The sequence below is a fragment of the Candidatus Chlorohelix sp. genome, from assembly GCF_037138995.1.
In the GTDB taxonomy this organism is placed as follows: domain Bacteria; phylum Chloroflexota; class Chloroflexia; order Chloroheliales; family Chloroheliaceae; genus Chlorohelix.
On sequence record NZ_JBAXHI010000003.1, the window covers coordinates 106,079 to 126,238 of the forward strand.

The 20,160-nt window shown below is 46.4% G+C and carries 18 protein-coding genes; 16 read left to right on the forward strand and 2 right to left on the reverse strand.

Annotation, left to right across the window (positions count from 1 at the left end; translation table 11 throughout):
* Positions 1–236: 236 nt before the first annotated feature.
* Positions 237–1,082, forward strand: a complete 846-nt coding sequence (locus tag WCK19_RS02690) for a metal ABC transporter ATP-binding protein (RefSeq protein WP_342395810.1) — start codon at positions 237–239, stop codon at positions 1,080–1,082.
* Between the two features lie 24 nt (positions 1,083–1,106).
* Positions 1,107–1,346 (forward strand): cytoplasmic protein, encoded by a 240-nt coding sequence (locus WCK19_RS02695; RefSeq protein WP_342395811.1) that lies wholly within the window; start codon positions 1,107–1,109, stop codon positions 1,344–1,346.
* A 1-nt stretch (position 1,347) separates the two neighbouring features.
* On the opposite strand, the gene WCK19_RS02700 is transcribed toward WCK19_RS02695, so the two are convergent.
* Positions 1,348–2,223, reverse strand: coding sequence for a decaprenyl-phosphate phosphoribosyltransferase (locus WCK19_RS02700; protein WP_342395812.1), 876 nt, complete (start codon positions 2,221–2,223; stop codon positions 1,348–1,350).
* A gap of 398 nt (positions 2,224–2,621) precedes the next feature.
* Here WCK19_RS02700 and groES point away from each other — a divergent pair, with 398 nt between their 5' ends.
* The gene (groES, locus tag WCK19_RS02705) at positions 2,622–2,918 is read left to right on the forward strand and encodes a co-chaperone GroES (RefSeq protein WP_341468260.1); all 297 of its coding nucleotides are present in this window, start codon (positions 2,622–2,624) and stop codon (positions 2,916–2,918) included.
* A gap of 49 nt (positions 2,919–2,967) precedes the next feature.
* Positions 2,968–4,599, forward strand: coding sequence for a chaperonin GroEL (gene groL, locus WCK19_RS02710; RefSeq protein WP_342395813.1), 1,632 nt, complete (start codon positions 2,968–2,970; stop codon positions 4,597–4,599).
* Positions 4,600–4,663: 64 nt separating this feature from the next.
* Here groL and WCK19_RS02715 read toward each other — a convergent pair whose 3' ends face one another.
* Positions 4,664–5,440 carry an SDR family oxidoreductase gene (locus tag WCK19_RS02715; RefSeq protein WP_342395814.1) on the reverse strand — a complete coding sequence of 259 codons (777 nt, stop codon included), beginning with the start codon at positions 5,438–5,440 and terminating at the stop codon, positions 4,664–4,666.
* 584 nt (positions 5,441–6,024) lie between these two features.
* Here WCK19_RS02715 and mraZ point away from each other — a divergent pair.
* The 12 genes from mraZ to WCK19_RS02775 all read left to right on the forward strand — a co-directional run bounded on the left by mraZ (position 6,025) and on the right by WCK19_RS02775 (position 20,153).
* Entirely contained in the window at positions 6,025–6,468 is a 444-nt protein-coding gene (gene mraZ / locus WCK19_RS02720; RefSeq protein WP_342395815.1) for a division/cell wall cluster transcriptional repressor MraZ, read from the forward strand.
* Entirely contained in the window at positions 6,468–7,436 is a 969-nt protein-coding gene (rsmH, locus tag WCK19_RS02725) for a 16S rRNA (cytosine(1402)-N(4))-methyltransferase RsmH (RefSeq protein ID WP_342395816.1), read from the forward strand. Before mraZ ends, rsmH begins: the two co-directional genes overlap by 1 nt.
* Positions 7,437–7,508: 72 nt before the next feature.
* Positions 7,509–8,015 (forward strand): hypothetical protein, encoded by a 507-nt coding sequence (locus WCK19_RS02730; protein WP_342395817.1) that lies wholly within the window; start codon positions 7,509–7,511, stop codon positions 8,013–8,015.
* Between the two features lie 14 nt (positions 8,016–8,029).
* Positions 8,030–9,895, forward strand: coding sequence for a penicillin-binding protein 2 (locus WCK19_RS02735; protein ID WP_342395818.1), 1,866 nt, complete (start codon positions 8,030–8,032; stop codon positions 9,893–9,895).
* 293 nt (positions 9,896–10,188) lie between these two features.
* Positions 10,189–11,670: a UDP-N-acetylmuramoyl-tripeptide--D-alanyl-D-alanine ligase gene (gene murF / locus WCK19_RS02740; protein WP_342395819.1), complete on the forward strand. Its 1,482-nt coding sequence runs from the start codon at positions 10,189–10,191 to the stop codon at positions 11,668–11,670.
* Positions 11,667–12,806, forward strand: a complete 1,140-nt coding sequence (mraY, locus tag WCK19_RS02745) for a phospho-N-acetylmuramoyl-pentapeptide-transferase (RefSeq protein ID WP_342395820.1) — start codon at positions 11,667–11,669, stop codon at positions 12,804–12,806. Before murF ends, mraY begins: the two co-directional genes overlap by 4 nt.
* On the forward strand, positions 12,752–14,218 hold the full coding sequence (gene murD / locus WCK19_RS02750; protein WP_342395821.1) for a UDP-N-acetylmuramoyl-L-alanine--D-glutamate ligase: 1,467 nt from the start codon (positions 12,752–12,754) through the stop codon (positions 14,216–14,218). Before mraY ends, murD begins: the two co-directional genes overlap by 55 nt.
* 5 nt (positions 14,219–14,223) lie before the next feature.
* A complete protein-coding gene (locus tag WCK19_RS02755) occupies positions 14,224–15,846 on the forward strand; it encodes an FtsW/RodA/SpoVE family cell cycle protein (protein WP_342395822.1) in 1,623 nt (540 codons plus the stop codon).
* Positions 15,847–15,867: 21 nt separating this feature from the next.
* Positions 15,868–16,632 carry a hypothetical protein gene (locus WCK19_RS02760; RefSeq protein WP_342395823.1) on the forward strand — a complete coding sequence of 255 codons (765 nt, stop codon included), beginning with the start codon at positions 15,868–15,870 and terminating at the stop codon, positions 16,630–16,632.
* An 8-nt stretch (positions 16,633–16,640) separates the two neighbouring features.
* Positions 16,641–18,014 carry a UDP-N-acetylmuramate--L-alanine ligase gene (gene murC / locus WCK19_RS02765; RefSeq protein ID WP_342395824.1) on the forward strand — a complete coding sequence of 458 codons (1,374 nt, stop codon included), beginning with the start codon at positions 16,641–16,643 and terminating at the stop codon, positions 18,012–18,014.
* Positions 18,011–18,991 carry a UDP-N-acetylmuramate dehydrogenase gene (murB, locus tag WCK19_RS02770; protein ID WP_342395825.1) on the forward strand — a complete coding sequence of 327 codons (981 nt, stop codon included), beginning with the start codon at positions 18,011–18,013 and terminating at the stop codon, positions 18,989–18,991. The genes murC and murB overlap by 4 nt, the downstream gene beginning before the upstream one ends.
* 4 nt (positions 18,992–18,995) lie before the next feature.
* Complete coding sequence (locus WCK19_RS02775) at positions 18,996–20,153, forward strand: D-alanine--D-alanine ligase family protein (RefSeq protein WP_342395826.1); 1,158 nt, start codon at positions 18,996–18,998, stop codon at positions 20,151–20,153.
* Positions 20,154–20,160: the final 7 nt, after the last annotated feature.

The window sequence follows — 20,160 nt, forward strand, 5'->3', positions numbered from 1 at the left end:
CAATTATCGGGATTTTCGCAGATTGCGATAATTATAACATAAATCAATTGTGTTCAAGTTCAAATATTTAGGGCTTTTGCTTTAGGCAAGGGATTTGAGCAAATTGCTTCTATTATTCTAGGTTCTTTTTGCTGTTCCAAGCAAAATTCAAATATTTAATTGGCAATCGAGCGCCTTTTTGATACAATATATCAAAATCGTTTTTGAATGTATTGCTTTTGTTAGAGTAGCTGAAAATGTCCGATAAATTGCCTAAAAACTTATCAAATTTCCCCGATCTGAGCAGCATTTCGCTCGGTCAGGATTGCGGACCCGAATGCCACGAAGAGGGACATAATCCCTTGCTTGAGATTAAGGATTTGTCAGTGTCTTATGGGCAAAACACCGTTCTTTCGGAGGTTAGTTTCGAGCTTGGCAGCGGGCAATTGGTAGGTATAATAGGTCCTAATGGAGCGGGCAAAAGCACTCTGATTAAAAGCATTCTGGGTTTAACCCCCTATCGCGGACGGGTAATGGTTAATGGTCTTCCGGCAAAACAGGCGCGTTTGAAACTGGCTTATGTACCTCAGAAAGAGGAAGTTCGCTGGGATTATCCGGTTACTGTGGAAGATGTAGTTATGATGGGGCGTTATCGCCGTATCGGCTGGGTGCGTGGTCCCCGTAAAGATGACCACGTAGTGGTTGAGGAGGCGTTGGAGTTGGTGGACATGTTGCCACTGAAGCAGCGGCAAATCAGCCAACTCTCCGGTGGGCAGCAGCAGCGTGTATTTGTGGCGCGGGCGCTGGCACAGCAGGGCGAGATTATTTTGCTGGATGAGCCACTAACCGGAGTTGATACTACAAGTCAAGAAGTGATTATTAATATAATCAAGCACCAACGGAAGCATGGAAAACTCATTCTGATGGCAACCCATGATTTAAACGCGGCTGCTCGTGAATGTGATAATATCGCTTGTATCAATCGCGGCTTGGTTGCGCTTGGTACTTCGCGGCAGGTTTTTACGCCTGAAATTTTGGCTCGCACCTATGGTGGGCGGGCTGTTTCTTTGCAAGGCGAATCTTCAACTTTTATCCTCGACTAAAATTCTGACTAGAAATCTACAACAATGAAATCTGAACAAGCTATTGAATTTTCGTTTAATAACCGGAAGCAATTAGAAGAAAGTGACCGGGCAGCCTGTTACCATTGCTGCAAAATATTCGACCCCTCTGAAATTCAGGTTTGGTTTGATGGAGGCTTTACCGCAATTTGCCCTTATTGTGGGATAGATGCGGTGCTTGCTTCCAAAGCGGGCTTCCAGTTTACTGATAAGGTTTTAGGTGAGCTTCGAAAGAAGTGGTTTTGAGTTATTTGAAAACATATAGAATTACGATTGATGTAATACCCCACAGGAAAATATCAATAAGTAGCGGATAATCTTTCAGCAGGGTTTCTTCAGGGCTGCCCCCTTCATCTCTCCGGTATACCAGATATAGGTAGCGGAAAATAGCGTATAGCACAAAAGGAATGGTGAGGGGCATCAAATTATTTTTGGGCAAGTTCGGCGCGGTTATGGTATAAAGCGAGTAAGCGATTACCACCGAGCTTGTCACCACCGAAATCATTTCTTGCACCAACTCCGAAGTGTACTCCTTGAGAATGCGGCGATGGTCGGTTGCTCCCTCTGCCAGTAGTACCAATTCATGCCGCCGCTTCGACAACCCCAAAAAGAGTGAGAGCAGCATAGTACAAACCAATAACCACACCGACACATTTACCTCAATTACAAATGCGCCGCCAACCGCTCGTAGCACAAACCCGGAGGAAATGGTAAATACATCTATAATCACTATATTTTTCAGGTAGAAGCTATAGGCAATCTGGATAATGAAGTACGCGCTGATTACTACCCCGAATTTCCACGAAAGCAGAAGACTGATGGGAATGGTAATAGCTACCAGCAATATCATTGCTAGAAACGCTACTCGTGGTTTTAATTTGCCAGAAGGCAGGGGACGAAAGCGTTTCTTGGGGTGCTGGCGATCTTTCTCGATGTCCACCAAATCATTTAGCAAATAAACCGCGCTGCTTATACCACAGAAAAGAATAAAAGCAATAAAGGCTTTTAACAAATAATTGTATTGGAACAAGTGGTTATCAAATACGACACCGGCAAAGACAATGGCATTTTTGGGCCATTGCTTGGGTCTCATAGCTAGAATCAGGTATTTTATGGTGGACAAATCTCGAAAATCCCTTTCTTCAAAAGAGAATAGTTCAAACCTTCTTGAAGGTTGGCAGCTAAACCATCAAGGATGATACCCAATTAGTAGCAGTGCGTCAAACTTGTGTAAGAGTTATATTAGAGTTAGCACTCTACCACTTCAATTGCTAAAATCGTTGAAAAATGAAGAAAAATGAAGAATAATATAGCTAATAAGCTCAAAAATAATTATGTAAATGCTTGTAATTACTGCTAAGCATTCTTGCGTGGTACGGTCAAGTGGAATAACATAGCACAGGAATTAGCACTCGCAACAAGTGAGCGCTAATAAGGAATATAATACAAATGTCTAATGAGTCGAAACCCGGTAACTTGCCGGGTGAACTAAAGACAAAATTTTAAGGAGGTAATACTCAAATGGCAGTCACTCTCAAACCGTTGGGCGACCGTGTTGTGATCGAACCAACTCCCAAAGAAGAAGTGACCAAGAGTGGTATCGTTTTACCAGATACCGCCAAAGAAAAACCCCAAGAAGGCACAATAGTTGCAGTTGGTGCTGGTCGTTTGAACGATAAGGGCGAGCGGGTAGCTCTGGACGTTAAGACTGGTGATAAGGTGTTATACGCCAAGTATGCCGGTACTGAGTTCAAGCATGAAGGTAAGGAATATCTGATTCTTGGCGAGAAAGATATTCTCGCAATAATCGTAGCATAAGTTTTTATTTAATTGTATCTGTATTAGTAAATAAATAAGGAGAATAAAAATGCCGAAACAGCTGCAGAATGCAGATGAGGCGCGCCAATCGCTTAAACGCGGTGTGGACATTCTGGCGAATGCGGTAAAGACTACCCTTGGTCCTAAGGGTCGTAACGTAGCTCTGGACAAAAAGTTCGGCGCCCCTACCGTCACCCATGATGGTGTAACTGTTGCTAAAGAAATCGAACTCAAAGATCCTTTTGAAAATATGGGTGCGCAACTTCTAAAGGAAGCCGCTACCAAAACCAATGATGTTGCCGGTGACGGCACCACCACTGCAACCGTGTTGGCTCAAGCCATCGTACATGAAGGTCTACGCAACGTGGCTGCCGGTGCAAACCCAATGCAGCTTAAAAAAGGCATTGACCTTGGTACCAATGCAATTGTAGAAAAACTCAAGAGCTATAGCCGTGAAGTAAGCACTCGCGCTCAGGTAGCTCAGGTTGCCACTATATCTGCGGCTGATGCCGAAATTGGCGAACTGATTGCCGATGTTATGGAGAAGGTCGGCAAGGACGGTGTTATCACCGTTGAAGAGAGCCGTGGTCGTGAATACGAAAAAGAATATACCGAAGGTATGCAAATTGACCGCGGTTATATCAGCGCGTACTTCGTTTCTAACTCGGAGCGAATGGAAGCCGTACTGGATGACCCGTTAATTCTCATCACCGATAAGAAGATTTCCGCTATTTCCGAAGTGCTGCCCATCCTTGAAAAGGCTTTGAGCGTAACCAAGAATTTCTTGATTCTTGCTGAGGATGTGGACGGTGAGGCGTTGGCGACTTTGGTGGTGAACAAACTGCGCGGTACTTTGAACGTGCTGGCAGTTAAAGCCCCCGGTTTTGGAGATCGCCGCAAGGAAATGCTTCGCGATATTGCTATCCTAACTGGTGGTCAGGTTATCAGCGAAGAACTCGGTCGCAAACTTGACTCCGCTACTCTGCAAGATTTGGGTAAAGCTCGCCGCGTAGTGTCCACCAAAGATGATACCACTATCATTGAAGGTCATGGCGATGAGAAAGACATCAAAGCTCGCGTAGATCAAATTAAAGCCCAGATTGAAACCACCACCAGCGACTTTGATCGTGAGAAGTTGCAGGAACGGTTGGCTAAATTGGCGGGTGGCGTGGCTGTAATCCGTGTAGGCGCCAGCACTGAAACCGAACTGAAAGAGAAGAAGCACCGAGTTGAGGATGCCTTGAGCGCGACCCGTGCTGCGGTTGAAGAAGGCTTCGTACCGGGCGGTGGCGTGGCTTTGATAAACTCTATCAGCGCCCTTGAGGACGTGAAGGCAACCGGTGATATATTGACGGGCGTGAACATTCTGCGCCGCGCTCTGACTGAGCCTTTGCGCCAAATCGCGGTAAACGCTGGTCAGGATGGTTCAGTAGTTCTCCAGACTGTACAGCGCCTCTCCGCCGAGCAGAAAAACCCTCATCTTGGTTATGATGTGATTAGCGGTGAATATGTGGACTTGATTGAAAAAGGTATTATCGAGGCTGTAAAGGTAACTCGCAGCGCTCTTGAAAATGCCGCTTCAATTGCTGGTATGATACTCACCACTGAAGCTCTTATCACTGATTTGCCGGAAGAAAAATCGTCCGCTCCTGCGATGCCGGGCGGTGGTATGGATTACTAAAAGAGCTTTAACCGCTCTCCCTCTCCTGAGAAATTCAGGAGAGGGTTTTTTATTGCGGTGCTATTTAAGAGGTATAGACGTTTGTAATACCGCCATCCGCAACAAGCGTTTGCCCGGTAATATAATTAGAAGCGGAAGATGCCAGAAATAAGGCTACTCCTGCTATGTCTTCGGTGTCGCCGATACGTCCGGCAGGGGTTTGAGAAACCATTTTGCTGGCAAGCTCTTCATTTTTCCAAAGTACGCTACTCATCTTAGTTTTGATAAAGCCGGGCGCGATTGCATTTACCTGTATATTTGATGCGCCCAGTTCATTGCCAAGTGTCATAGTCATATGAATAACCCCTGCTTTAGTAATCCCATACAAACCTTGCCATGTGAGAGAATGCAAACCTGCGATTGAAGCTACATTAATTATTTTACCGCCCCCACGCTTTTGCATTGAAGGAACGGAGGCTTTAATTGCCCAGAAATAGCCCTGCAAATTGACCTGAATAGTTTTTTCCCAATGGCTGTCTTCGCTTTCAAGCAAGGGTCCATAATGTGGGTTAGTGGCAGCGTTATTTACTAAAATATCTATTCCGCCAAAGGTTTCTATAGTCTTATTTATAAGAGCATATACCTGTTCTTTATTGCTGGTGTTAGTGGGAACAATCAACGCTTTTCGCCCCAATGCCTCGATGGTGGCGGCAGTTTCATCTAAACCTTCTGTTTTGCGGGAGGCAATTACTAGGTCTGCTCCAGCTTTTGCCAATCTTACTGCAATTGCTTCCCCGATACCGCGAGATGCGCCCGTTACTATCGCTACTTTGCCCGACAAATCAAAACCGCTATCGCTCATCTGGTTACTCCTCTCCAAATTTTATAAGGCTGAAAATATAAGGGGTATTATACCAAGATTTGAGCAACTGACAGCTTAAGCCGGGAATATCTGGAAAATAGCGCAATTCGCAGTTGACTCTTTAAGGTCAACTATGCTATAACTTGTGTAATAGCTAAGGATACTGCTTTTAATCGGTCATTTTTCGGTCCTCTCGGTCTTTCCAAAATTCGGTCCACTTTTCGGGTTCCAAATCGGGTTATTTATTATTGTATTACCCTAGTATAACGGGACCTGCTCTCCAAAAATAATTAATTCCCAAGGGACAAAGGCACATTAACAACTCGTTTGCATAAACTTCATAGAACATACGTACTAATCCGAGAACTGCTCAGGGTTTTAATTTGACCTGCTAATCTTACAAATTTGTAAACTTACTGAGTCAAATATAAAAACCCTTGTAATGTATGGAATATTATGTATAATTAACTGAAGTAGTGGTGATTTGAGGCATTAAGTGGTGATTTGTGGGGACAATTACTACTTAAACCACTCTGAATCCGTAAGTTTGCGTGTAAAAGAGAGCCTATTTCGGGAGTAAGGCTGTGTTTTTTGGTAGCTACGAACATAATGTAGATATCAAGGGTCGGCTTGCCGTTCCTATCAAGTTCCGGAATTCACTAGAAGCCGGGATGTTTATTACTCGCTCCGTAGATAAATGCCTCGCACTTTACACCGATGTAGAGTTTCAGAAACTTGCCTCCGAGTATGAAGCCCTTCCCACTACCGATCCAGATGCACGCGCCTTACAGCGCAATTTCTTTTCCGGCGCATCCCCATGCGAATTTGATAAGCAGGGGCGTATTACCGTTCCACAGGAATTACGCAAATATGCCGCCATTGAAGGCGAAGATGAAACGGTAATGGTAATCGGTGTGAATAACCGAATTGAAATCTGGAATAAAGAACGCTGGGAGCATGAGCAGGAAGTGGTAGAGGAGAAAGGCAGCGAAATGGCGGCACGTATGGGCAACCTACAACTGGTGTAATGATGAACCAGCCTTTAGGCAACTATCCTCATTTTTCGGTACTGTGGCGTGAATCGCTGGAGGCTCTAAATCTAAGAGTAGGCGGTCGCTACGTAGATGGCACATTGGGCGCAGGTGGTCATGCTTTTGGAATATTGGAAAGAATCGCCCCTGACGGTCAGCTTTTAGGACTAGACGTTGATTCCATAGCTTTGGATATTGCTCGGAAAAGGCTAGAATCTTTCGGCGATAACGCAAAACTGGTTCAAAGTAATTTTTCTGGAATGGCGCAGATAGCCCGCGAATTGAATTTTTCGCCAGTGCAGGGCGTTCTGCTGGATTTAGGGGTCAGTTCTATGCAACTGGATAACCCCGAACGCGGATTTTCCTTTCAAGGGGATGGCCCTCTTGATATGAGGCTAGGAAAAACTCAGGGAGATTTGACTGCCGCTCGAATTGTAAATGAATGGCGCGAAGAAGATTTGATAAAAATCTTTTTCGAGGTTGGGGAAGAACCTCAAGCCCGCCGTTTTGCCAGAGCAATTGTTGAGACACGCCAACACGCTCCATTTAAAACTACTTTGGAACTGGCACATTTACTTCAAAGAGTTTCGGGCGGTAGAAGCGTCGGGCGAGAAAAAAGACCGATTCACCCGGCTACCAGAGTATTTCAGGCATTGCGAATAACTGTTAATCGCGAACTGGAAAATCTTCGGTCAGGTTTGGAAGCGGCGGTGGAAATACTCGAAACGGGTGGAAGACTGGTGGTTATCACATTTCACTCGCTGGAAGATCGCATTGTAAAGCATTTTATTCGAGATGCTGCTAGTGAAAGAGAAAATTTACCGGGGGTTCCGGTTTATCTGGCGCAAGCCAAAATGCCAACGCTGAAAATTATCACCAAAAAACCAATGGAAGCTGGAACGGAAGAACAGGCTTCTAACCGGCGTAGCCGTAGCGCAAAACTGCGAATAGCAGAAAAAATATAGGGACTCTACCGGCATACTGAAAACTCATATAGATTTAAGCAATTCAGCTTGCTTGCAGGATTTGAGGATAGCATGCAAATTCCCATGGACGAACCGGGCGCACGCCCTTCAAACACCGGGTTCATAGGTACGGTAGCTGCTTTTAAGATGAAAGCTGCGCGTGAACAGCTAATTAAGCGAGCCAGAAATATGCAATTGGCGGTGCGATTTGCGCTGTTTGGGCTAATGCTTTCTGCTGCCGCTCTGATTTGCCTTAACCAAACCAGCATTATTGTTCAGCTTGGCTATGATATAGAGAGAATTACTGAACGGGAAGCGGTTTTAAACCAGCAAGCCGAAGCTATAAATGTTGACATTGGTAAACTCGTGAACTTGCGCCGTATTGAGCAGGAAGCGCGTGAAAAACTCCATATGACCGAAGCTACCAAATTTATTTATATGGATATTCCGGCAGCGTCACCCAGCGCGGTAGAGGGTTCTAATAAAAACCCACGCCTTTATCAGGTTAGTGATTGGTGGCGTATTTTAAGCCAAATGCTACCAAGCCGTTGGCACGATACTCTACCAGTAAGACTATAGCAGGAGATAGTGCCGTGAGTGATAAGCTTCGCTACCGTAATCGCACACCACTGAGATTTGACTTCCAGTCTCCAACCCTTGAGGTGCAGGAATTGCCCTCACCGGAGCCGGAGACTAAAAGGAAGTCTCTTCCGGTACGCAGGAAGAAGGGGGGTCTTTCTCCCTATATTCGCACGCGGATTGTCGCTGGGATAGTGATGCTGATGGCTTTTGCTCTGGTAATTAATCTTTATCGCTGGCAGGTGGTGCAATCCTCCACAACTTCGAGTATGGCTAAGGAATTGCATCTTCAAACCAGCGACATTTTGGCAAAGCGTGGCTTGATTTATGATACCAACGGTATGTTATTGGCGGGAAACTCGGCTGTTTATATAGTGTGGGGCATGCCGCTTGAAGTTAGCGGAGTAAAGCTCACTCAGAATCTGGATCAATTACAGAAACTATTGCCGGATGTACCTAGAGATAAGATAAGGTCAGCTCTGGTACTTAATAAAGAAGGCACAAATAAATGGAATATGATTGATTCTGAAGTAGATGCTAATATCGCCGAGCAAATTCGCTCTGCAAAGTTGGCTGGTATCTACCTGGAAGCAAAACCGCGCAGAGTCTATCCTAATGGTACGTTACTGGCGCATATATTGGGTTTTACTAACTTTAAGATGGAAGGGGCTTATGGGGTTGAGGGTTACTATAATAAGGATTTGAGCGGGCAGCCGGGTACAATCCTAGCAGAACGCGATGCTGATAAGAATCCGATTGCATTGGGTGTGCAACAGATAAGCCCGCCTGTTGAAGGTGCTGACCTGACTCTGACTATTGATAGCGCCATCCAGAGCAAGGTAGAGCATGAAACTCTGGCGGCTATGTTCCGTTGGAAAGCGACAGCTGCAAGCGCAATTGTGATGAACCCGCAAACGGGCGCAATTCTAGCGTGGGTTAGTTACCCGGACTTTGACCCAAACAATTTCAATAAGACTGATACAGCCCGTTTTCGTGACCCGAATGTTAGTGATGTTTACGAACCCGGCAGCACTTTCAAGATATTTACCACCGCTATCGGTATTGATACCGGGGCAGTGACTCCTGAAACAAATGCCGGAACCTTGCCGGGTTGCGTGATTAAATACGGTTATACAGTTTGTAATTACAACAGGGTTGGATACGACAATCAAACTGTTATAAAAACCATCCAACATTCCAGCAATGTTGGCGCAATGTGGATAGCGGAGAAATTTGGTCCAACAAAATATTATAATTACTTGCATAATTTTGGAGTTGGCGTTGCTACAGGGATTGACCTTTCCGGCGAGGTTGATGGCATTGTTCGCTGGCCAGAAAATAAAAGCTGGACAATGCTCGATTTCGATATGAATTCCTTTGGGCAAGCGGTAGCGGTAACACCTATACAACTGGTAACGGCTGTTTCAGCAGTTGCTAATGGCGGCAATTTGGTTAAACCCTATGTGGTTTCCAAAATATCTAGAGATGGCAAGGTAATCGAAGAGAAAAAACCGCAAGTAATAAGACAGGTAATATCGCCTGAAAGCTCTCGCTCTACCACTGGAGTGCTGGTTCAAGCGGTTACAGGTGGCGAAACGCGCCTTGTTGATGTTAAAGGCTATCGAATCGCTGGCAAAACCGGCACTGCCCAGATTGCGTTACCCACTGGCGGTTATAGCCCTGATATGTACATCGGCTCTACCGTTGCATATGCACCGGCAGACAATCCGCAATTTCTAGTATTGGTGCGGCTGGACAATATCAATACTTTTGGTTCCAATACGGCGGCGCCGGCGGTTCAAAATATTGTTGAATTTTTGTTGCATTATTACAACATACCACCGACTGAACCAATAACAACCGCCAACCAGAAACCTTAACCAGTTTCTGCTCCTTCTCCCGACAACCACCCGCCCGTAATAGGGCGGGATACATTTTATCCCGGTATTTTACCGGATTTAAAGATTATTTGTTAAAAGTAGTACCAAAGTCATGAAAAAGGGATTGACTAGAGCTTGAATCCGGGTAATAATTGGATGACAAATCCCATAGAAGCGATTTATCCCAAGATTGCACGGTCGTAGCTTATCTGTTAAAATCGGCAAGCCTTTTACTATTCACAAACAGGTTCATTTGAACCTCTTCGTTGTTTATGAGGATGCTGAATTAATAAATGAAAAAGCTACTCACATTGCTTGATTTGGTACGAGCTACGGGCGGCAAACTATATATGCCAGTACCGGGGTTGAATCAATTGGGCGGGAATCTATCTGACACTTATTTTATCGCCAACTATCCTGATACAAGCACTTTAACAAGCGAAAATTTGGCTTATTCTAAAGTTGTTTACGATAGCCGACAGGTAGTTCCCGGAGCGCTATTTGTAGCGTTATCCGGTGAAAACACCGATGGTCATAATTATATTGATGCTGCTATTACAGCAGGGGCTTCTACTTTACTGGTACGGAGTAATTGGTTGGATGCTCAGGAGAATTTGCCAGCAGTGCCTGTCGTAGCGGTAGCAGATACGCTCAAATCTTTCCAGCACCTAACTGCTGAATGGCGGGCGCAATATTCCAAGCTTAACGTAGTTGGAATCACCGGCAGCGTTGGTAAAACTAGCGCCAAAGAATTGGCTGTAGCTGTGCTTAACCAGCGATACCGCGTATTTAAATCGCCAAAAAGCTATAACAATGAATACAGTTTGATGCCGGTACTACTGGAATTGCAAGAGGAATATCAGCAAGCGGTTATTGAAATGGGTTGTGGCTGGGAATTTGGCGAATTAACTCGCGTTTGTGCCGTTGCAAAGCCCCATATTGGGGTTGAATTGGGTGTTAGCCATAGTCATGTTGGGCGAATGGGTAGCCTCGAAAACCTTGCCAAAAACAAAGCAGAGTTGGTGCAAAGCCTACCGCTGGACGGTTGGGCGGTTCTGAACGGAGATGACCCTCTTGTGAGGGCAATGGCAAGTCAAACTCAGGCTCAGGTTTTCTACTACGGGTTTGACCCTTCATTCGACCTATGGGCGAGTGAAATTCAAACCAATGGTTTAGAAGGTATTGCTTTTACTGCTAACTACAAAGGTTCAAAACGTTTTTTACAGTTACCATTTCCGGGTCGCCATAATGTGTACACTGCCTTGGCGGCTACTGCAATCGGGCTGTTGTGTGGGCTAAATTGGGATGAAATTGAACAAGGTTTGAAAGACACCAATGCCCAAATACGATTGTTGGTGAAACCTGGTCCGAACGGTTCAATCATAATTGATGATTGTTACAACGCCAGTGCTGTTTCTACAATAGCAGCTCTTGATTTACTGTCAGATATACGAACTCAAGGGCGCAAGATTGCGCTGTTGGGTGATATGCTCGAACTGGGCTATTACACCGAGGAGGCGCATCGTCTTGTAGGCAAGCGTGCCGCTCAAGTAGTGGATACACTGGCGCTAATAGGTGAGTTCTCTCGCTTTACCGCTGAAGAAGCGTTAAAAAGTGGGTTGGATAAAGCACAGGTTATTTTCGCAGAAACCAAACGCGAAGCTACTCAAATGTTACGGGACCTATTACAACAAAACGACTATTTGCTGGTAAAAGCCTCACGTGGGATAGCCCTTGAAGAGGTGATAGCCGGATTGTTAGAAGGTCATTCATGAATATGGTTAATGATTGGAGTTCGCAGGTTGGTTGGTTTCTCGGTATGCAGCAGTATGAGGTGATAGTAGGGCAAAGTAATCCGGGTAAGGGGCTTGAAACCCCTGTAATGATTATAGGCTTATTGTTGAGTGCGCTGGCATTTCTAGTTTCATGGGCAATTGGCAAGCCTTTGCTGGTGTGGCTCAAAGCTAAAAAAATTGGCAAGCGTATTCGGTTAGAAGGACCTGAGTCGCACATGGTAAAGAGCGGAACGCCAACCATGGGCGGGTTAATGATAATCGGCTCGATTTTAGTTGTTACGGTAATTTTCAACCTGCTACCTACCGGTAGGCTTTCGGTGTTACTCCCAATCGGGATGTTGATTGCTTGCGGAATACTCGGCGCAATTGATGACATGCTCAGTTTGGTCGGGCGTGAGGAAAGTAACGAACCCGTAGTGGGCGAAACTCGCTGGCAACGCCGTAAGCGAGAATGGTTGGCAAGGCGTGGCTTAACCGCTCGGTTTAAACTGGCTTGGCTGCTGTTTATGTCTTTGGTAGCGGCATTAATCCTATTTGGTCCGTTGGAATTGCAAAAGGTATATATCCCCTTCGTGCGCGAACCGCTATCGCTGGGTTGGGTGTATGTACCGATTGCAACCATCGTGATAGCCGGAATGGCAAATGCAGTTAACCTTACCGATGGGCTTGATACCCTTGCAGGCAGCACCAGCGCAACCGCTTTTGTGGCTTACGCAATTATCGGGTTCTTGCAGGAGCAGCCACAGGTAGTATTGCTTGGCTTCACCGCAGCGGGGGCTTGTCTGGGCTTTCTATGGTACAACGCTCATCCGGCGCAGGTCTTTATGGGTGATACGGGTTCGTTGACGCTGGGAGCGCTATTGGCGATTCTAGCTTTCCAGACTAACCAATGGCTATTGTTGCCTTTGATAGGTGGGATTTTCCTCTTAGAAATGGCATCGGTAGTTTTGCAGGTCGCTTATTTCAAATGGACAAACGGAAAACGCTTGTTCAAAATGGCTCCCTTACACCACCACTTTGAAAAAAGCGGTTGGTCTGAAACTCAGGTAACGATGCGGTTTTGGCTGTTTGGCTTGGTAATGGGGATGATAGGGGTAGCGTTGGCGCTATTGTGAAAATGGAACTTAAAGGCAAAAAAGCGCTGGTAATGGGCTTAGGATTACACGATGGAGGGCTAGGGGTCACGAAGTTTTTGGTGGCACAAGGCGCTGAAGTTACCGTTACCGATTTGCGTAGCCTTGAAGTGTTGCAACCAACTCTCGAAAGGTTAGAGGGACTGCCCATAAAGTATGTATTCGGTGAACACCGCGAAGAAGACTTTCGCAACGCCGAATTGGTTATAAGAAATCCGGCAGTTCCCCTCGAATCTTCCTATTTGAAGATAGCGCGAGAAGCCGGTGCCCAAATTGAGATGGAACTTACGCTCTTTTACAAACTATGTCGCTCACACAAAATTATAGGTGTGACCGGTACAAGAGGTAAAACCACTAGCACTCTATTGCTTGGCACAATTATGAAGGAATGGCGTAGCGATACAGTGGTGGCGGGTAACTTGCGAGTTTCCGCGCTCAATAAACTGGATGAAATCGGAGAAGATACTCCGGTGGCTCTGGAAATTTCGTGTTGGCAATTGGAAGGGTTTGGAGAGAAGGGTATTAGTCCTTCATATGCAGCGGTAACCAATTTATCGCCCGATCACCTGAACCGCTATCGTGATATGGCAGATTACGCTAACTCCAAGCGCTGGATTTATCGGAATCAGGCTAAAGAAGGTGTCGTATTTCTCAATCTGAATGATGCGATGGTTCGCACTTTTGCCGAAGATGCGCCCGGTAAGGTAGGTTGGTTCGCTTTTAACCCTTTGCCTGAAGATAAAGCTGGAACATTTCTAAGAGATGAGGTAATTATCTGGCGAGATTGGGACGGTAACGAAGAAGAAATCTGTTCAAGTAATGCCTTGAAACTACCCGGCGCACATAATCTGATGAATGCTCTTACGGCAACTGCGCTGGCAAAAGCGGTGGGCGTGCCTGTTGCGGCAATCCGGCGCGGTATTGAGAATTTCAAAGGCGTACCGGATAGGCTAGAGTTTGTAAGAGAAATCCACGGTGTTCGTTTTATTAACGATACCACCAGCACTTCTCCGGCGGGGGTATTGGCAGCTTTGGAGGCGATGCGGCATAGCGAAAACAGCGACATTGTATTGATAGCTGGGGGTGCGGATAAAAACCTTCAATTTGAAGGTATGGCTACTGCGATTGCCAATCCACAAAACCGGGTTAGAGCGATAGTGTTGCTTAAGGGGAGCGCGACTCCACTCTTGCAAGAAGCGTTGGCTCAGGCAGGTTTATCAGAAAAGCTTTTATATGGACCATTTGATGATTTTCCTGCGGCAGTTACGCTGTCAGGAGAACTGGCAAAAGAGGGTGGATTGGTGTTGTTATCTCCTGGTTGCGCCAGTTTTGGGCTTTTTATACATGAGTTCGAACGTGGAGAGCGATTTCGCGAAATTGTAAGAAGACTTTAAAACCAATGATTACAACTGATATAACCAAACCAAATCAAAATAGAGCTTTGGTCAAATCCCTGACCGGCGGCAGACCAGACTACTGGTTGTTGGCGTTTGTAGCGGTTATTGTAACTTGTGGGACAGTAATTATTTATAGCGCCAGCTTTGTACAAGCTGTAAATACTGGACCGGATTACAACTCTGCCGCAATATTGTTCAAGCATCTTACATGGGTTGCGGTAGGTTTGGTTGGTCTTATTGTAGCAGCAAAAATAGATTACCATTTCTGGCGCAAGTACAGTGTAGCCGCCATGTTCGGTGTGGTGTTTCTATTGCTGATGGTATTGGCATTACCGGAATATTTTGCCCCGACTACTTATGGCGCAAAGCGTTGGATAACCCCGCTTGGGGATGGCTCTACGATTCAATTCCAGCCTAGCGAGTTTGCCAAGCTAATATTGATTATCTATGCCGCACATTGGTTGAGCAGCAAAGGCGACAAGGTTCGCACGTTCTGGTATGGGCTATTTCCTTTTGTCATTTCTATTGGGATAATAATTGGGCTAGTCGCAGTCGAACCCGATTGGGGTACTTCACTAGTAATCGGCTTCATTGGTTTGGCAATGTTTTTTGTAGCGGGTGCAAACCTGCTGCACCTGATTATCGGTGGTAGTTTTGCTGGGGTCGTTATAGCTGGCATTATATACCTGATAACAATTACTTCACCTTGGCGACTAGAACGAATTAAAGACTATCTCGACCCACTCGCAGATATTACCTCCCACACTACGAAGGCGTTGATGGGTTTAGGCTCAGGTGGCATATTTGGTGTAGGTCTTGGAGCAGGTCGCAGCAAGTTTTATTGGCTGCCTACCCAATTTACAGATAGTATCTTCGTGGTGTTGGGTGAAGAATTGGGTTTGGTTGGTGCCGGGACGGTAGTAATACTGTTCGTAGCGTTGGCGTGGCGAGGTTATAGTATTGCTGTGCATGCGCCGGATGGCTTCGGACGACTAGTAGCGTTAGGTATAACTAGTTACATTGTTTTTCAGGCATTTTTAAATATTGCGGTGGTATCTAACCTTGTACCGTTTACGGGCATACCGTTGCCCTTTATCAGTTATGGCGGGTCATCGTTGGCTATCTCGATGACTGCAATCGGGCTTTTGTTGAATGTTTCTAAGCAACAGGTGGATAACCCTCATATTCTTGAAATGGCTTTGCAGCGAGAGCTTGAGCGCAAACAACGAGATTTGTTGCGTGAGCAACGCGCGGCAGCGAGAGAAAGACGCGAAGCGCAACAAAAATTGCAGCAAACGGTAATTTCTGAGCAAGAAAATCAAGACCTTGAAACAGCGCGGAAAGCTTGGGAAGCCCGTACTGCTCAGGAAAAAGCCGAAATAGCTTGGCGCGAACAACTTGAGACAGAAATGGCAAGACAGAAAGCTGCGGAGCAAGAACGCCGTGATAACCAACGGTTGGAGCAAAAGCAAAATTTGCCAACGATAGCCCGTAAATCCTTTTTGGATTTTGAATCCCAGTCTGATAAGCCGCAAATAGGGGGCGTAAAGTTGCATAAGCCCCGGCGTGATTGGGCTAAAGTTTACAATAATCTGGCGCGGCGCAATAACAGCGCTGACGACTAGGGTCTTAGGGTCCCAATTAAGATGACCGTAAGCTTTTTATGGTTAATTGTAACGGTTTTGATCGGGGTCTTTACAGTTCGAGGCTATGCACGTGGTTCCTCCCGTGAATTCGTGTGGAGCTTCGCCCTAGTGGTGACCGCTTTCATCGTGCCGGGTGTACTGGACATTTTAATAGGGATAGTAAATGTTATTGCACAATTTATCAGTGATAGGGTAAATGCAGTAGCAAAAGGTACGGGCGCTTTTCAAGCCAAGCTCGACAACAATTTCAAAACGGGTTTGCAAACCGTATTGTTCCTTTTGTTGGTCGGCTTCTCCTATCTGTATGGGCGTAAAAGACCTGTGCCGGTTCCGGGAAAACCTAATATTTTACGACCACCTAGCGAAAAAAGTTTGCTGGGGGCGGTGGTAGGGTTTTTCAACGGTTTGTTCTTTTTAACTTACATATACAGCAATATCACTAAAATTCTGGGTAAGGATTTACGGCTAACTTTTCTTGATAACGTAAAAATAGCCGTACCCCAGATTGGCGGTAACGGCGCTCCTCAGCTTGGCGGAGGCGAGATTAAGCTTAAGGAAACGGGCGAACGCTTCCCACTTCTTGCTTGGTTGGAATATCTGCCGCTTATAATGGGAGGGTTTTTGCTATTTTATCTAATCTTTGTGGTGTTTTCTAACCCGCCCACCAACAAAGAAGGCGGCATTGATTTTGTAAAACTATTTCTAGGGCTTGCAGGGGCTACTATGATACTGCTGATTGGGATAAACGTATTTTTGAGGAAATGATAACTTTGTTGGGATTAGATAAACTCGATACCAGCCATGTTTTTTTGCTTGGCATAGCAGGCGCAGGTCAGTACCCGTTGGCGGAAATGTTGCTGGATATGGGTTGTAAAATCTCAGGAAGCGATCTGAAACCGGGTGTGAGCGGTGAAAAACTGCGGCAGCGTGGCGTTACGGTATATGAAGGTCATGACCCTTCTAATCTGCAAGATGCCACCTTGCTGGTAATAACGGCGGCTTCCAATGACAATAACCCTGAACTGGTGGAAGCGCAAGCACGCGGTATTCGCACTTTAACAAATGCACAAATGGTAGCCATAGTGGTTAACTCCAAACGTTGCCTTGCTATTGCTGGTACACATGGCAAAACTACTACTACTAACCTAGTTGCCGGGTTAATGTCCAGAGCCGGGTTAGAGCCAACTTTTTACATTGGAGGCGTTTCAAGGGATTTGGGACGTTCCGGTGGAGTGGGTAAAGGCGAATTTTCGGTGGTAGAAGCGGACGAATATGCCCGTCGTTTTCTTGAGTATCACCCTGATGCTGCTCTTGTAACCAATATTGAGGCTGACCATTTAGATTATTACGGCGATTTTGAGAACCTGAAGGCGGCTTATCATAAATTTGCCACGCAAGCGCGGCGTTTGTTCTTTTGTGCCGATGAACCTAATGCTCGTTTGCTGGGTGAGCAATTCCTCAAGGAACGCGGTTCAGGGGTCTATTTTTACGGACTGGATGGAATGGCGGACTGGCGTGCTGCCAATGTTGAGCCTAATTCGTTGGGTGGAAATGATTTTACGCTATGGCAAGGCAAACAGATGCAGGCGCGGGTTTCTCTGGCATTGTCCGGTTTGCACAATGTGCGAAATGCAGTGGGCGCGTTGGCGATGTGCATAACCGTTGCGCCACATGTGCCGCCCACTAAATTTTGTGAACTGATTTCGGAGCTTCAGGGTACTGCCCGCCGCTTTGAGGTAAAGGGTGAGAAAAACGGGGTGGTAGTGGTGGATGATTACGCTCACCACCCAACCGAAATTGCGGCAACACTAGCCTCTGCTCGTCAGCGTTATAGCGGTAGGCGGTTGGTAGCTCTTTTCCAGCCACACACCTACAGCCGCACCAAAGCGTTGCTTGAAGAGTTTGCCGGCGCATTTTCACTGGCAGACCGCGTGGCTTTGATGGAAATTTTCCCTTCTAGGGAAACCGATAATCTGGGTGTTTCCAGCGTGGACATTTTAAGTCGTATGCAACATCCCGGTAAGTTGGAGCAAGTTCTTACACATCTGAATGCACATGCCGCTTTGAAAGAAATTCTCCAGCCGGGAGATGTGCTGTTGACGCTTGGGGCGGGGGATGTCTGGAAGGTTGCAGACGGGCTGTTATGAGCTTTGATTTTCAAGGCGCAAAACTGGCTCTAGAGCGAGTGTTAGGTAAGAAACTGGTATTGGGAGAGCTACTTGCCAAACATACCTCTTATCGAATCGGTGGCGCGGCGGACTTCTTCGCTCGAATCACCCGTGAAGATGATATGCTGGCGGTGTTGCGGACTTGCTGGGAACTGAGTGTTCCGTTGCTGGTGCTGGGAAACGGCAGTAATGTGCTGATAAGCGACCTAGGCTGGCGCGGGATGGTGGTTGAGAACCGAATGGCGGAAATTACTATTAACCCACAACCGGACGAAACCGCTGTACTAAAAGCCGGGAGCGGCGCATTACTGGGTAATGTAGCGCGGCGCGTGGCGAAAGAGGGTTGGGCGGGTTTTGAGTTTGCCGCTACAATTCCGGGCAGTGTAGGTGGCGGTATTGTCAGCAACGCCGGAGCGCATGGCAGCGACCTTTCAAAAGCGCTGAGGCGCGTAGAGGTTGCCACTAGGCAGGGTGAGCGTAAATTGTTTGCCCATGAAGAATTGGGAATGTCATACCGTCATACCCGCTGGCGCGAACATGTGGGTATGGATAAAGCGGCAATAGGCGAACCGGGCAACGAGTTGATTCTATGGGCGGAGTTTGAATTACGTAAAGGCGATTCAAGCAGTCTCAAAGAAATAATTGATGAAATGACGAACTGGCGGCGCGAAAAACAGCCGCAAGAGCCAAGTGCGGGAAGTGTTTTCAAGAACCCGCCTGCTCCTTTCCCGTCTTCTGGCAAAATGATTGAGGAAGTCGGACTCAAGGGTAAGATTATCGGGAAGGCGCAAATCTCGCCACGCCACGCGAATTTCATCGTCAATCTGGGTGGGGCGCAGGCTTCCGATGTAATGGCGTTGATAAGGCTGGCGCAAAAACTGGTTAAAGAGAAGTTTGGCGCAGAACTAGAACTGGAATTGGAGATATTGGGCGATTGGGACACGCCTTTAAATTAATAACATGAGCGAAGAAAAACACAAAATCAGAGTCGGTCTAATATTCGGCGGTAGGAGCGCAGAGCATGAAGTTTCGCTCAATTCTGCCAAATCTGTTGCGGCGGCTCTCGACCCTGAAAAATATGATATTACCCTGATTGGCATTACTCTTGAAGGTAACTGGCTTTATCTGGGCGAAAGAGGGGCGCGTGAGGTAAATCCTGCTCGTTTAATGGCGGAAGCCACTGCCGGAGCGTTGCCCGTTACAATCGTGGGCGACCCTACCGTAAACGGCTTGGCAACAATTGAGCAAACCACTACAGGATTGTCTGTGTCTTTCGGTAAGGCTTTATCTGGCGGTTTGGACGTGGTGATTCCTGTTTTGCATGGTCCTTATGGGGAAGATGGCACTTTACAGGGCTTGCTTGAAATGGCGAATGTGCCTTACGTGGGACCGGGGGTGCTGGCTTCAGCGGTTGGGATGGATAAAGTGGCGCAGCGCGAATTGTTCCGCTCTGCCGGGATTCCCGTCATTGATTATGTAGCGTTCAAGCGGCGCGAATGGGATAACCCTGAAAAGAAAGCCTCTCTTTTGGAGGAACTTGAAGAAAAAATCGGCTATCCCTGTTTTATAAAGCCTGTAAATATGGGTAGTAGCGTTGGTATAGGTAGAGCTACTAATAAAAGCGAATTGACGAACGCAATAGATAACGCTGCTCGCTACGACCGCAAGATTATGGTTGAAAAAGGGGTGCGCCCCCGCGAACTGGAGGTAGCGGTACTGGGTAACGATGTGCCGTTGGCTTCGGTGGTAGGCGAATTGGCACATAGCGCTGAATTTTATGACTATAAAGCCAAGTATATTGATAGTCAGGGCATGCAGTTTTTTATTCCGGCGCAAATTCCGGAAGAATTGAGCGAACGTATCCGTACTCTGGCAATAAAAGCATATCTGACGCTGGATTGTGCCGGTATGACTAGAGTGGATTTCTTTCAGGATAAGGATAGCGGACAGCTTTTTCTCAATGAGGTTAATACTATTCCCGGTTTTACCTCGCTGAGTATGTACCCGATGATGTGGGAAGCAAGCGGCTTGAGTTTTCCGCAATTGGTTGACCGTCTGGTAGAGTTGGCGATAGAACGCCACGCGGATAAAAATCGCAATGAGGTTAAACCCGGTTAGGTAAATT